Annotated in this window: 11 protein-coding genes; 4 read left to right on the forward strand and 7 right to left on the reverse strand. The window is 64.5% G+C overall.

The window, feature by feature from the left end:
* The first annotated feature begins 12 nt into the window (after nucleotides 1-12).
* Nucleotides 13-1,347: a glycosyltransferase family 2 protein gene (locus SynPROS71_RS00305; RefSeq protein ID WP_186595896.1), complete on the forward strand. Its 1,335-nt coding sequence runs from the start codon at nucleotides 13-15 to the stop codon at nucleotides 1,345-1,347.
* A 15-nt stretch (nucleotides 1,348-1,362) separates the two neighbouring features.
* On the opposite strand, the gene SynPROS71_RS00310 is transcribed toward SynPROS71_RS00305, so the two are convergent.
* The 5 genes from SynPROS71_RS00310 to tig all read right to left on the reverse strand — a co-directional run bounded on the left by SynPROS71_RS00310 (nucleotide 1,363) and on the right by tig (nucleotide 7,536).
* Entirely contained in the window at nucleotides 1,363-3,204 is a 1,842-nt protein-coding gene (locus SynPROS71_RS00310) for a DNA polymerase III subunit gamma/tau (protein ID WP_186595897.1), read from the reverse strand.
* 27 nt (nucleotides 3,205-3,231) lie between these two features.
* Nucleotides 3,232-3,906 (reverse strand): lecithin retinol acyltransferase family protein, encoded by a 675-nt coding sequence (locus SynPROS71_RS00315; protein WP_186595898.1) that lies wholly within the window; start codon nucleotides 3,904-3,906, stop codon nucleotides 3,232-3,234.
* A 4-nt stretch (nucleotides 3,907-3,910) separates the two neighbouring features.
* A complete protein-coding gene (gene clpX, locus SynPROS71_RS00320; RefSeq protein WP_186595899.1) occupies nucleotides 3,911-5,266 on the reverse strand; it encodes an ATP-dependent protease ATP-binding subunit ClpX in 1,356 nt (451 codons plus the stop codon).
* 88 nt (nucleotides 5,267-5,354) lie between these two features.
* The gene (gene clpP, locus SynPROS71_RS00325) at nucleotides 5,355-6,044 is read right to left on the reverse strand and encodes an ATP-dependent Clp endopeptidase proteolytic subunit ClpP (protein ID WP_186595900.1); all 690 of its coding nucleotides are present in this window, start codon (nucleotides 6,042-6,044) and stop codon (nucleotides 5,355-5,357) included.
* Nucleotides 6,045-6,090: 46 nt separating this feature from the next.
* Nucleotides 6,091-7,536, reverse strand: a complete 1,446-nt coding sequence (tig, locus tag SynPROS71_RS00330) for a trigger factor (RefSeq protein ID WP_186595901.1) — start codon at nucleotides 7,534-7,536, stop codon at nucleotides 6,091-6,093.
* Nucleotides 7,537-7,700: 164 nt separating this feature from the next.
* On the opposite strand from tig, the gene SynPROS71_RS00335 reads away from it, so the two are divergent.
* The 3 genes from SynPROS71_RS00335 (at nucleotide 7,701) to SynPROS71_RS00345 (ending at nucleotide 11,764) form a co-directional block, all read left to right on the forward strand.
* Nucleotides 7,701-8,729, forward strand: a complete 1,029-nt coding sequence (locus tag SynPROS71_RS00335) for an aspartate-semialdehyde dehydrogenase (protein ID WP_186597785.1) — start codon at nucleotides 7,701-7,703, stop codon at nucleotides 8,727-8,729.
* Between the two features lie 6 nt (nucleotides 8,730-8,735).
* Nucleotides 8,736-9,644 (forward strand): 4-hydroxy-tetrahydrodipicolinate synthase, encoded by a 909-nt coding sequence (dapA, locus tag SynPROS71_RS00340; RefSeq protein ID WP_186595902.1) that lies wholly within the window; start codon nucleotides 8,736-8,738, stop codon nucleotides 9,642-9,644.
* Nucleotides 9,645-9,712: 68 nt separating this feature from the next.
* Nucleotides 9,713-11,764: a ribonuclease J gene (locus tag SynPROS71_RS00345; protein WP_186595904.1), complete on the forward strand. Its 2,052-nt coding sequence runs from the start codon at nucleotides 9,713-9,715 to the stop codon at nucleotides 11,762-11,764.
* 2 nt (nucleotides 11,765-11,766) lie between these two features.
* Here the strand turns inward: SynPROS71_RS00345 and SynPROS71_RS00350 are convergent, their stop codons facing one another.
* Both SynPROS71_RS00350 and tilS read right to left on the reverse strand, forming a co-directional pair.
* Entirely contained in the window at nucleotides 11,767-12,477 is a 711-nt protein-coding gene (locus SynPROS71_RS00350; RefSeq protein WP_186595905.1) for a hypothetical protein, read from the reverse strand.
* A gap of 5 nt (nucleotides 12,478-12,482) precedes the next feature.
* Complete coding sequence (gene tilS / locus SynPROS71_RS00355) at nucleotides 12,483-13,502, reverse strand: tRNA lysidine(34) synthetase TilS (RefSeq protein ID WP_186595906.1); 1,020 nt, start codon at nucleotides 13,500-13,502, stop codon at nucleotides 12,483-12,485.
* Nucleotides 13,503-13,534 lie beyond the last annotated feature (32 nt).

Here is a 13,534-nt window from a genome sequence, read left to right on the forward strand (position 1 = left end):
TTGGGGAGGGGCGTGGCCGCAGGCACAGGTGATCACCGACGCGGCAAGACGGCTCTCTTTCTTGCGGCCTGCGGCTGGGCCGGAGCGGCGCCCCATTGGCTGGATCCGAGCCGAAGCCTCCTGCCTGCCCTCACGCTCGCTGTGCTCCTTGGGGGGTACAGCCTTCGCACGGTGCTCCGCCGGCAGTCGTCTGCCGATGGCTCTGAGCCCGGATTGGCAACGGATGACTCAGCGAAAGCGGTCAACACGCCGCTGCCAACGGTGGATGTGGTGGTGGCGGCCAGGGATGAGGAGGCCGTCGTCACGCGCTTGGTGGAGCGTTTGAGTGCGCTGCGCTACCCCGCTGATCGCCTCAGCCTGTGTGTGGTGGATGACGGCAGCGAAGACCGCACGCCCGACCGATTGGCTGCGCTGCAGGATCGCTTTCCGTCGCTGCGGGTCATCCGCCGGCCACGCAACGCTGGTGGAGGGAAATCCGGTGCACTCAATGCAGCCCTGTCTCAGACCGAGGGGGAGTGGTTGCTGATCCTTGATGCGGATGCTCAGCTTGCGGAAGATCAGCTCGAGCGGCTGATTCCTTTTGCCTGCGGCGGTGAATGGTCGGCCGTGCAGATGCGCAAGGCCGTCACCAATGCGCAAGACAATTGGCTGACCCGGGTGCAGGCCATGGAAATGGCCTTTGATGCCCACATTCAGCAGGGACGCCTGGCCGGTGGTGGGGTGGCGGAACTGCGCGGAAATGGCCAGCTGCTGCGCCGGGATCTGCTGGAGGCCTGTGGCGGTTTCAACGAGGAAACGGTCACCGATGATCTGGATCTGAGCTTCCGGTTGCTGTTGCAGGAGGCCCGCATCGGCATTCTCTGGAATCCACCGGTGCAAGAGGAGGCAGTGGAAACCTTGCAGGCCCTCTGGAAGCAGCGTCAGCGTTGGGCTGAGGGAGGTTTGCAGCGTTTTCTCGATTACTGGCCGGGTTTGCTCTCATCCCGGCTCACCCTGGCCCAGCGCCGCGATCTCGCCAGCTTCTTCCTGCTCCAATACGCCCTGCCGGTGGTGTCCTGGTCGGATCTGCTCACCAGCCTGGTGAGCCGCACTACACCGGCGTACTGGCCTCTCTCGATCGTGGCGTTCAGTGTGTCGGGGGTGGCTTACTGGCGAGGCTGCCGCCGGGCCAGCGACGGTCCTGATCTGCCCCACCCGGATCTGCTCAATTTGCTGTTTGGTATCGCCTACCTCAGCCACTGGTTTGTGGTGATTCCCTGGGTGACTCTGCGCATGGCGCTGCGCCCCAAACGACTGGTGTGGGCGAAGACGAGCCATCGCGGCCAAGAGGAAGCGGTTCAAGCCTGACCCTGTCTGGCTGGCTCAAGGGTCCAGATCAACATTCAGCACCTGACCGTTGAAGAAATCGGCCAGGCGCTTGGCTTTGTCATCCAGCACTGACGGTTCCTGTCGAGGAGCCGCCACAGGGTCGGAGTCCGATTGTTGACCAGGACCAGGACCAGGACCAGGACCAGGAGCTGGTGTCGGTGTTGGTGTTGGTGGTGCGGCCACCGGTCGCGGCGGCAGTTGCGCTTCGCTGCTCGTGACGGCGGGGGCTGGAACTGGAACTGGAGCTGGTGTGGGAGTAGGTGCTGGTGTCGATGGTGCCGGCATGGCGGCCATCGGTGCAGCCCCCCCATGGCTCTCCAGCACAAGTTGGCGGCTGCCGCCGACAGCCCTGGCGATGGCCTTCTCCAGCAAGGCCACACGGCTTTGCACCATGCCCATCCAGTTGCCAGCCACCTGCACGACGGCGCGGTGGTTGTCCAGGCGCACTAGCTCGGCTTGTTGAGACAGCAACATGCGCGTGGAAGGCAGTTCCAGACCAGCCAGGATTTGTTGCCAGAGTTCTCCGAGATCCTGGGGAGGCGACGGGCTGGTTGCAGCAGCAGGCTCTGCTGCCGGGGTGCTGGTGACCGGCAGGCTGACGGGCGGCGGTGGCGGGGAGGCCTGCGTTGGCGGGGCCTGTGGGGCCTGAGCGGCGGTAGGAACAGTGGGAACAGGCGGTGCTGGGGCTTGGGTTTGGGCCGCGGTTGTCGGGGGCTGGGGGGCAGTGGGCTGGGGGGCCGTGGGCTCTGAGAGCAATCCCAGCAGCAGCACCTCCAGCCAGAGCCGGGGTTGCACGCTCTGGCGCAGTTGTTGCTCTGACCCGCGCAGCTGGGATTGCCACTGCAGCAAGCGGTTGCGGCCGATCGCTTTGGCCAGCTCTGGCAGCTGGTCGCGGAACTGGGGCGACACGCTGGTGAGTTCCGGCCGGTCCGGAGCCGCAGCCATTAGCACCAGATCGCGCAAGATTCCTGCCAGGCCCTGCAGCACGGAGCCTGCATCGCGACCGCGGTCCAGCAGGGTGCGGGTGGCTTCCAGCAGGGCTACCGGTTCGCCGCTGCTCATGGCCGTCACCAGCGCCAGCAGCTCCTGTTCGGGCACGGCACCCAGCAGATCCCACACCGCGTCGGCCTGAATCGGTCCTGGCAACAGACTGAGCTGATCCAGCAGGCTTTCGGCATCACGCAGGCCGCCCTGGGCCCGTTGGGCCACCACATGCAGCGCTTCGGGCTGGATCGGGATGGTTTCCTGCTCTGCAATCCAGGTGAGATGGCGCTCAAGCGCCTCCAGGGGAATGCGCCGGAAGTCGAAGCGCTGGCAGCGACTGAGGATCGTGGGCAGCACCCGTTGCGGGTCGGTGGTGGCCAGCACAAACACCACCTGAGGCGGCGGTTCCTCGAGGGTTTTGAGAAGGGCGTTGAATGCAGCCGTAGAGAGCATGTGGCATTCATCCACCACATACACCTTCCAGCGCGCCTGCACTGGTGCAAAGCGGGAGCGTTCGATCAGATCGCGGATGTTGTCCACGCCGGTGTTCGAGGCCGCATCGATCTCGATCACATCGAGGGCCGTGCCGGCGGCAATCGTGGTGCACAGCTCGCAGTGGCCGCAGGGTTCCGGGGTGGGGCCCTCACTGTTGAGGCAGTTGAGGGAGCGGGCCAGGATCCGGGCGCTGGAGGTTTTGCCGGTGCCCCTTGGGCCGCTGAATAAGTAGGCCGGGGCGATGCGGCCACTGCGCAGGGCGTGGCCAAGGGTCGCGGCAATCGCCTCCTGCCCCACCAGTTGATCGAGACGCTGGGGCCTGTATTTGTGATGCAGTGGCTGGTAAGCCTGACCCATGCACAGCCTGCGAGATGCTGAGGCTACCTAGGTTTCAGGGTTGGTCTCCAGGAGAGTCCTGATCCGGGTTTCTAGGTCTTCCACAGCAGCCAGTTCGTCGGCGATGGTGCGGCCGGTGAGCAGCAGCTGGCGTCCACGGCGATCCAGGCGATCATCCGCACCCTGGCCTGGCATGCCTTTGAGCCAGACCTCCGCCTGCTCAAGGGTGGACTCCAGCTTCTCCAGCAGGGTCTGACGCAGGCGCTGCAGCTGCACCAGTCCCTGGCGGGCCCGTTCCTTCGAGGCCTCGTCGATCAGACCTTTTCGGAGCAGCAGGCCCAGCCCGGTGAGTAAAGCGGCGGGCATCAGCTGACCGAGGGCTAGGGCGCCGAGGCTGCCGGTGTGCAGCCAGTCCTCCACCTGTCCGCTGCGGTGCCGGCCGGTTTTGCACCAGTTGGCGAAATGCTCGCAGTTGTTGAACAGCAGGTTGTAGTTCTGCTCGCCGATGCGGCTCATGGCCCGGCGCAGGGTGACGCCAGCCGGCGAGGCCTGATCGTGACTGACCACGCTCACCTCCTGGCCGCGGCTGAACTCCGCGAGTGGGCTGCGCAGAATTTCCCGCCCTTCCAGGTAGTGGGCGACGCTGCCGTCGCCCAGATCGATGCCGTGGTGGAGAAACAGTCCGTGCTGGCGGGGCACCCGCAGGTGGTCGGCAGCGGCCATGGCCTCAGGCCGATTCCTGCTGCCGCTCGCTTCCAGGAAGGGGCAGCACCTTGCCGCCGGTGTGCTCCTCAACCATGGCCCGGGTGATGGTGAACGACGACGCGTTTTTGCGGGAGGGCAGCTCGTACATGAGATCGAGCATCAGCTCTTCCACGATCCCGCGCAGGGCCCGGGCGCCAGTCTTGCGGCGGTGGGCTTCCTGGGCGATGGCTTCGATGGCGCCAGGTTCGAACTCCAGCTGCACGTTGTCCATGCTCAGCAAGGTGCGGAACTGTTTCACCAGGGCGTCCCGCGGTTCGGTGAGGATGGATTCGAGGGCGTGCTCATCGAGGGGCTCAAGCACGGCACTCACGGGCATGCGACCGATGAATTCGGGGATCAGGCCGTAGCGCACGAGGTCATCCGGTTCGAGGTGGCGCAGCACCTGGGCAGCCTGAAGGTCGCGGGTGGCCTTGCCACGTCCGCGACCATCGGCGGGCACGAAGCCGATGGCATTGCGGCCCATGCGCTTCTGCACCACGTCATCGAGGCCAACAAAGGCCCCGCCGCAGATGAACAGGATCTGGCTGGTATCGATCTGGATGCAGTCCTGATAGGGATGTTTGCGCCCTCCCTGGGGAGGAACGTTGGCCACGGTGCCTTCCAGCATCTTGAGCAGGGCCTGCTGCACCCCTTCCCCTGAAACATCCCGGGTGATCGACGGGTTTTCGCTTTTGCGGGCGATCTTGTCGATTTCATCGATGTAGATGATGCCCCGCTGGGCCAGATCCACATCCATGTCGGCCTTCTGCAGCAGGCGCAGCAGGATGTTTTCCACGTCTTCGCCGACGTAGCCCGCTTCGGTGAGCGTGGTGGCGTCCGCCACGGCGAAGGGCACATCCAGCATCTCCGCCAGCGTCTGAGCCAGGAGCGTCTTGCCGCAGCCGGTGGGTCCGATCAGGAGGATGTTGGATTTGTGCAGGCGGGTGGCGGTTTCTTCGGTTTCGCCCTTGCCATCACCCTGCCAAGCCAGGCGTTTGTAGTGGTTGTAAACGGCAACCGACATCACTTTCTTGGCGCCTTCCTGCCCCACCACCTGCTGGTCAAGGAACTCCTTGATCTCCTGCGGCTTGGGAATGGAGGCCAGGGTGGGTACGGGCTTTGTGCTCTTGCGAGCTTGCACTGCACCCCCTTTGCGGGAGGCTTCTCCGCCCTGGCGGGTTCCGCCCTGGGAATCAATCAGTTCTTCATCCAGGATCTCGTTGCAGAGATCGATGCACTCATCGCAGATGTAAACGCCGGGACCGGCGATCAGCTTGCGCACCTGCTCCTGGGATTTTCCGCAGAACGAGCACTTCAGATGGGCGTCGAATTTGGCCATCGGGCGCTTGGCAGATCAGTCAGTACACGGAACCCGTTCGATGGGTCATCGTTCGGAACACTCAGGATCGCGGTGGAACGGGGCAATGTCAGCCCCCCGTAACGATTTCTCCGTCTCCGAAACTGTCCACCACCCGATCAATCAGCCCGTAGTCCACGGCCTGAGCCGGAGACATGAAGTTGTCGCGATCCGTGTCTTCGGCGATTTTGTCGAGCGGTTGGCCCGTGTGCTCGGCCATCAGGCCATTGAGGGTGTCCTTGAGAAAGAGAATCTCCTTGGCTTGGATTTCGATATCCACCGCCTGACCCTGGGCTCCCCCCATGGGTTGGTGGATCATGATCCGAGCATTGGGCAGAGCCAGGCGTTTGCCCTTGGTGCCGCCGGAGAGCAGGAAAGCGCCCATGGAGGCGGCCAGTCCGTAGCAGATGGTCACCACATCAGGAGCCACCTGCTGCATGGTGTCGTAGATCGCCAGGCCGGCTGTCACCGATCCGCCCGGGGAATTGATGTACACCTGAATGTCTTTTTCAGGATCCTCGGCTTCAAGGAAGAGCATCTGAGCCACCAGGGCATCAGCCACGGCATCGTCGACGCCGGTGCCGAGGAAGATGATGCGCTCGCGCAACAGGCGTGAGTAGATGTCGAAGGCCCGGTCACCGCGGCCGGACTGCTCCACCACTGTCGGCAGCACACCGGGTGCGGCCTGGGGATGGACCGACATGGGCTGAATGCCCCGCCAGCGGTTCTGAATCGGATGGGGGGTGCGGGCGTCGATCACGCGGCGACTGGCGGGCTGTGCTTGAACTGCAATCTATGGGCGCCGATCAGGATTCGGCGCTTTCACTGTCGGCTTTGGCCGTTTTGGCTTTGCTGGTTTTGGCCGTCTTGGCTTTGCTGGCACCCTTCTTGGCTGCTGCTGGCTTGCTGGCCTTGGCGGTGTCTGATTCGGCGTCCGGAGCCTTTTCGGTCACCGTGCTGTTCTCCTCCAGCCAGCCCAGGAGTTTCTCCTGCAGCAGATCGTCGAGCACGGCCTGACGCAGGCGTTCGGGGTCGATGTCCCGTTCGCCGGAGAGCTGGCCCTTCACCTCCTTGAGCTTGGCGTTCAGATCGGCGTCATCCACGCTGAGTTTCTCGCTTTCCGCCAGGGCGGTGAGAGCCAGGCTGCGGCGCAGGCGCTCTTCGGCTTCAGGCCGGGATGACTCCATCAGATTGCGTACCAGTTCGGGGGTGAACAGGGACTGCACATCCATGCCCTGCTGGGCGAACTGGCCAGCGGTTTGCTCCACCAGGTTGCGCACCTCCTGCTGAATCAGGCTTTCGGGCAGTTCCACCTCCAGCTGCTCCACCAGGGCCGCGAGCAGGGCATCGTGCCGGTTGCTGCGGGAGCGGCGTTCGGCGTCATCTTTCAGGCGCTGCTCCAGGTCGCTGCGCAGCTCAGCCAGGGTCTCCTGTTCGCTGGCCTGCTTGGCAAAGGCGTCGTCCAGTTCCGGCAGTTCGCGGGTCTTGAGATCCTTGAGCTCGATGGCGAAGCTGGCCTTGCGGCCGCGGGCATCTTCCTTGGGGTAATCCTCGGGGAAGGTGCAGTCCACGGTTTTGCTATCGCCAACGGCCATGCCCACCACGCCTTCCACGAAGCCAGGGATCATGCGGCCGTGCTCGAGATCCACATCCATGGAGTCGGCACTGCCGCCTTCGATCTCGCTGCCGTCATCGCTGTAGGTGCCTTTGAAGCCCACCACGGCGATATCACCCTTTTCAGCCTTGCGACCTTCCACAGGCACCACCGTGGCCAGCTGCCGGCGGGACTGCTCCAACATTTCATCCACCTTGGCGGCATCGAAAGCAACGCTTTCTGCTTCCGCTTTCAGCCCCTTGGTGCTCTTGAGCTTTGGTGACGGCGCCACATCGGTTTCCATCGTCACGGTGAGGGCTTCACCGGGCTTGAAGCTGTCCAGCAGCTCCTCGAAACTTCCGCTCAGTTCCGGTTGGCCAAGGGCCTCGATCGTTTCCTGCGCCAGGGCATCACGCCAGATGCTTTCCACCAGGGATTCCAGGGCTGTGGCCCGAATGCGCAGGGCTCCGAGCTGCTGCACGAGCACCGTGCGGGGCACCTTCCCCTTGCGGAAACCGGGCAGGTTCACGCTGCGGCTGAGGCGATTGATCGCCTCCTCGTAGCTGGCCTGACTGCGTTCCGCTGGAACGGCCACCTCCACGGCCAGGCGGCTGCCGGGGCGGGAGGTGGTGGTGACCTTCAGGCTGGCGGCACTCATTGGCGGGTCGGAGGTACAAGCAGCCCAATACCTTAATTAAGTGCCCGACCATGCTCTGCCGCGTAAGCTGGCAGAACGATCAGCAACAGCTGCAAGTCCGCTCAGGCGGTGCTGAATCACCCAGCGCAGAACCGCTGGTTTTATTTGTTTCGATACGCGTCCGCTTGTCCACTGCCGCCTCACTGCCGAATCGACCTCTCACGGTGGCCATTCTTGGTGCTAGCGGGGCTGTGGGGCAGGAACTGCTGCAACTCCTGCAGGAGCGCCATTTCCCCGTCAAGGAACTTCGCCTGTTGGCCTCAGCCCGCTCCGCAGGAAGCCGTTGCACCTGGAACGGCCAAGATCTGACGGTTCTGGAGGTGAGCGAGTCTGCGTTTGCGGGTGTGGATCTGGTGCTGGCCTCCGCCGGGGGCTCTGTGTCACGGCAGTGGCGCGATGCGATCGTGGCCGCAGGCGCTGTGATGGTGGACAACTCCAGTGCCTTCCGCATGGATGACGAGGTCCCCCTGGTGGTGCCTGAAGTGAACCCGGAGGAGGCGTTCAAGCATCGCGGTGTGATCGCCAATCCCAACTGCACCACGATCCTGCTCACTCTGGCTTTGGCCCCTTTGGCGGCCCGACGGGCGCTGCGTCGCGTGGTGGTGAGCACGTACCAATCCGCCAGTGGTGCAGGCGCCCAGGCCATGGAAGAGCTGAAGACGCATTCCCATCAAGTGCTCGCTGGGACGACACCCACTCCTGCGGTGCTTCCCCATTCCCTTGCTTTCAACCTGTTTCTTCACAATTCACCGCTGCAGTCGAACAGCTACTGCGAGGAAGAGATGAAGATGGTGAACGAGACCCGCAAGATCATGGGATTGCCGGATCTGCGCTTTACGGCCACCTGTGTGCGCGTGCCTGTGCTTCGGGCCCATTCTGAGGCCGTGAATGTGGAGTTCGATGCCCCTTTCCCTGTTCAGGAAGCCCGAGATCTGCTCGCTGCAGCTCCGGGGGTGCAGCTGATGGAAGACCCAGCCGCCAACCGTTTCCCGATGCCCACGGATGTGGCCGGCCGCGATCCTGTGATGGTGGGTCGTGTGCGGGAAGACATCAGTGAGCCCAAGGCTCTTGAGTTCTGGCTTTGTGGGGATCAGATCCGCAAGGGGGCTGCTCTCAACGCCATCCAGATCGCCGAACTGCTGCTCCCCGCCTGAATCGTTATGAGCCCTGCTGCAGAACTCTCTCCCACCCCCTTTGGCCGTTTGCTTACGGCCATGGTCACTCCGTTTGATGCGGACGGCGCTGTGGATCTCGCCTTGGCCGGCCGCCTGGCCCGTCATCTAGTGGATGAGGGATCCGACGGGTTGGTGGTGTGCGGCACCACCGGTGAATCCCCCACACTCAGCTGGGATGAACAGGTCCAGTTGCTGGAAGCCGTGCGTCAAGCCGTCGGCCCCGGGGTGCCGGTGCTTGCCGGCACAGGCAGCAACTGCACGCAGGAAGCGGTGAAGGCCACCCGCGAGGCCGCCGCGGCCGGTGCCGATGGGGCCCTGGTGGTGGTGCCCTATTACAACAAGCCTCCCCAGGAGGGCCTGGAGGCTCATTTCCGGGCCATCGCTGAAGCAGCTCCCGAGCTTCCGCTGATGCTTTACAACATTCCCGGCCGAACGGGTTGCTCCATGGACCCGGCCACCGTGGCGCGCTTGATGAACTGCAGCAACGTTGTCAGTTTTAAGGCCGCCAGCGGCACCACCGAAGAAGTCACGGCTCTGCGTCTGGCCTGTGGAGCCAAGTTGGCGATCTACAGCGGTGACGACGGTTTGCTGTTGCCCATGTTGTCGGTGGGTGCCGTGGGAGTGGTGAGTGTGGCCAGTCATCTGGTGGGCCGCCGGATGCGCGCCATGGTGGAGGCCTACCTGGGTGGTCAGCCCGCTGTGGCACTCGGCCATCACGAACAACTGATCCCTCTGTTCAAGGCTCTGTTCGCCACCACCAATCCCATTCCGGTGAAAGCCGCGCTCGAGCTGAGCGGCTGGCCGGTGGGTTCTCCCCGTTGTCCTCTTCTTCCCCTCGATCCCGCGATGCGCGCTGCCCTCTCCGACACCCTCGCTGCCCTGCGTCCGACCTGACGCCACGGCTGCTGACAGCGCTGCGCGCGCCATCTCCATTGATTTCCTCCCTTTTCTGAACTGAATCCATGACCGCCTCCACCGCCACTGCCAAGCAACCCTGCCTTCGCGTGATTCCGCTCGGGGGTCTGCATGAGATCGGCAAGAACACCTGCGTGTTCGAGTACGGCGATGACCTGATGCTGGTGGATGCCGGCCTCGCCTTCCCCAGCGACGGCATGCACGGTGTGAACGTGGTACTGCCGGACACGAGCTTTCTGCGCGAGAACCAGCAACGCATCCGCGGCATGATCGTCACCCACGGTCACGAAGACCACATCGGTGGCATCGCGCACCACCTCAAGCACTTCAACATCCCGGTGATTTACGGCCCGCGCCTGGCGCTGTCGATGCTCACCGGAAAAATGGACGAGGCAGGCGTCACCGACCGCACCACCCTGCAGACCGTGGGCCCGCGCGATGTGGTGAAAGTGGGCCAGCACTTCTCCGTGGAGTTCATCCGCAACACCCACTCCATGGCCGACAGCTTCTCGCTGGCGATCAGCACCCCGGTGGGCACGATCATCTTCACGGGTGACTTCAAGTTCGATCACACCCCGGTGGATGGGGAGCACTTCGACCTGGCGCGCCTGGCTCACCACGGAGATCAGGGAGTGCTCTGTTTGTTCAGCGATTCCACCAACGCTGAAGTTCCCGGCTTCTGCCCTCCGGAACGCTCCGTGTTCGCCAACCTCGATCGCCACATGGCCGATGCTGAGGGTCGGGTGATCGTGACCACCTTCGCCAGTTCGATTCACCGGGTGTCGATGATTCTTGAGCTTGCGCTCAAGAACGGCCGCAAGGTGGGTCTGCTGGGCCGCTCGATGCTGAATGTGATCGCCAAGGCCCGCGAGCTGGGCTACATGCGGGCCCCCGATGAGCTGTTTGTGCCGATCAAGCAGATCAACGATGTGCCCGACCGGGAAACCCTGCTGCTGATGACCGGCAGCCAGGGTGAGCCTCTCGCTGCCCTCAGCCGGATTTCCCGCGGCGATCACCCCCAGGTGAAGGTGAAGAGCTCCGACACGATCATTTTCTCGGCTAGCCCCATTCCTGGAAACACCATCTCGGTGGTGAACACCATCGACCGGCTGATGATGCTGGGCGCCAAGGTGGTGTACGGCAAAGGCGAGGGCATCCACGTGTCCGGCCACGGCTTCCAGGAAGACCAGAAGCTGATGCTGGCGCTCACCCGTCCGAAGTTCTTCGTACCCGTGCACGGGGAGCACCGCATGCTGGTGCGTCATGCCCGCACCGGTCATTCCATGGGCGTGCCGGAAGACAACACTTTGATCATCGACAACGGTGATGTGGTGGAACTCACGCCAGATTCCCTGCGCAAGGGCGATCCGGTGAAGGCCGGCATCGAGCTCCTCGACCAGTCGCGCAATGGCATCGTCGATGCCCGGGTGCTCAAGGAGCGTCAGCAGCTCGCTGAAGACGGCATCGTCACAATCCTGGCGGCGATCAGCACCGATGGGGCGATGGTGGCCCCCCCTCGGGTGAATCTGCGCGGTGTGGTGACCACCGCCGATGCCCGCAAGATGTCGCTGTGGACCGAGCGTGAAATCAACTGGGTGCTGGAGAACCGCTGGAAGCAGCTCACCCGCAACACCGGCGGCAAGGCGCCCGAGGTGGACTGGATGGGCGTGCAGCGTGAGGTGGAGGTGGGTCTCAGCCGCCGCATGCGCCGTGAACTGCAGGTGGAACCCCTGATTCTCTGCCTGGTGCAGCCGGCTCCTGGTGGCACGCCGGTCTACAAGGGCCGGGCCGACGCTGAGCCCGACAACCGTCCGGCACCTCGCGGCCGCGGCGGTCGCCACGGTGGCGGTGGCCATGGTGGTGGTGGCCGCAACGGCGGTGGTGGCGGTGGTGGCCGGTACCGCGATGCAGCCCCCGCCCGGGTGGCCAAGCCCGCCGCTGCCTCCCCAACACCTGCATCCGCGCCAGCGTCCGCTGCTCCTGCGTCCGCTCCTGCCCCAACGCCAGCGGCGGCTGCAACAGCAGCCCCAACGGCCTCAGCCGTCGATCAGGAGATGCCAGCGGGCCGCACCCGCCGCCGCCGCTCTGCAGCGGCCTGATCTCAGAGATCTACGCGCAGGCGTCCGGCCTTCAGCTTCTGCAGCAGACCCTCCGGCACGGGGGGGCTGCTCTTGGTGTCTGGGAGGTTGGGCATTGGAACGTCGGCAGCTGCGTCAGCGAATGTCTCTTCGGCGATTGGTTCTTCCTCCACGGTCGTCTCTTTCTGGTCGACCACTTCCTCTGCGCTGACCGCAGTACTCGCTTGAAGCCCCGTTTTTTCTGACAGAGTTTCCACCTCAACCACTGCCTCTGGCTGGGTGACCGGTTCTGGAGTCAGGTCGAGCCAGGGTGTGGCCGTGGTCTGCGCCTGCGGGATCGCTGCCTGCGTTGACTCCGACGAAGCGACCAGAAACGGGTCGCTGATCAACGAGGCCTGAGCCTGCTCCGGCATTGGTGTGGAGTTCTGTTCCGCCAGGCGCTCCAGCCCCTGCTCCGCCAGCTGCCGCAGCGTGTCGGGCGGATGGCTGCTGAGCACCAGGCTGTAAAACCTATGGGCTTGATCCGGTTGCTGCAGGCCATAGAGATGGATGTGGCCCGCAAGCAGGGCCACGAAGGCCTGCCAGGCCAGCGCTGCATCCCGTTCCTCAGCGGATTCCGGCAGGGGCTCCAGCTCGGCCAGCAGGGCATTGGTGATGGTCTGGGCCGCCTCGAAATCACCGGCTCCGTAGGCCTGCTCGGCCGCCACATAGCGCGTCTGAAAATCGCCGTCCACGCTGTTCAGCCCCTGTGGTCTAGTTGTACCCAGTCCCGGCACCAGTGGAGGCGATGGCCTCCGGCCAGGTGACGTTCTCCAGGCGGTTGCTGGGGGCCGATGGCGCGGCTGAGCTCTTCCAGCTGGCGGGCGTTTAGGGGCTGGACACCCTGTTGCTGCAGCCAGCGTTGCAGCAGGGTGCGCCTGGGATCCAGAGCCAGAGCTTGCAAAGCAGGGCGTTGCAGCCCGTTGCCGGGCGTTTGGAGGCTCTGCAGGCTCAGATCCACTAGGGCGTTTTGGCTGTCGTGCACCTGGGAGATCCGTTCGCTGAGCAGGGCCATGCGCCGGCTGCAACCGGCATGAAGGGACTCGAGCACGGGCAGCACCTCCTGACGGATGCGGTTGCGTTCGATGCGCGGATCGCTGTTGCTGGGGTCGTGCCAGACCGGCAAATGCAGGTCTTGGCAGATCGAGGCAGTTTCATCCCTGGTGAAATCGAGCAGGGGCCTCACCAGCCGGGGGCCCTCGTTGGCATCGGCCTGCAAGGGCCGGCTCTGGCGCAGGCTGCCCAGGCCCGCCAGATCCGTGCCGCGGCTGAGCTGCATCAGCAGGGTCTCGGCCCGGTCGCTGGCGGTGTGGGCGGTGAGCACCGTGCAGGCGTTGCCTGCTGCGCCGGCCTGATTCAGCTGCTGGGCGTACCGACTGAGTTCGCTGTAGCGCCAGGTGCGTGCTGCGGCTTCACTGCCGGTGATCGCAGCCGTGCTGCGGCTCACCCGCAGAGGCAGAGCTTGCTGGTCACACCATTGGGCCAGGGCTTCAGCAACGGCGGCTGAGCCTGGATGCCAGCCGTGGTCGCCATGCCAGAGCCGCAGGGTCCAGTAGTGGTGCTTTTGCAGATCGCGCAGCAGCCCCAGCAGGGCCATGGAGTCCTGCCCGCCGGACAGCGCCAGCAGCAGGGTGGTGCCCTGGGGCAGCAGGGTGGGCGTCTGCAGCAGCTGGCGATGCAGCCGGTCGTGCCAGTGCAGCCAGGGCTCGCTGGCGGTCATCGGGCTGGAGGAGTGGCCCTCTGATCCTGCCC

Source organism: Synechococcus sp. PROS-7-1 (genome assembly GCF_014279795.1).
Lineage (GTDB): Bacteria > Cyanobacteriota > Cyanobacteriia > PCC-6307 > Cyanobiaceae > Synechococcus_C.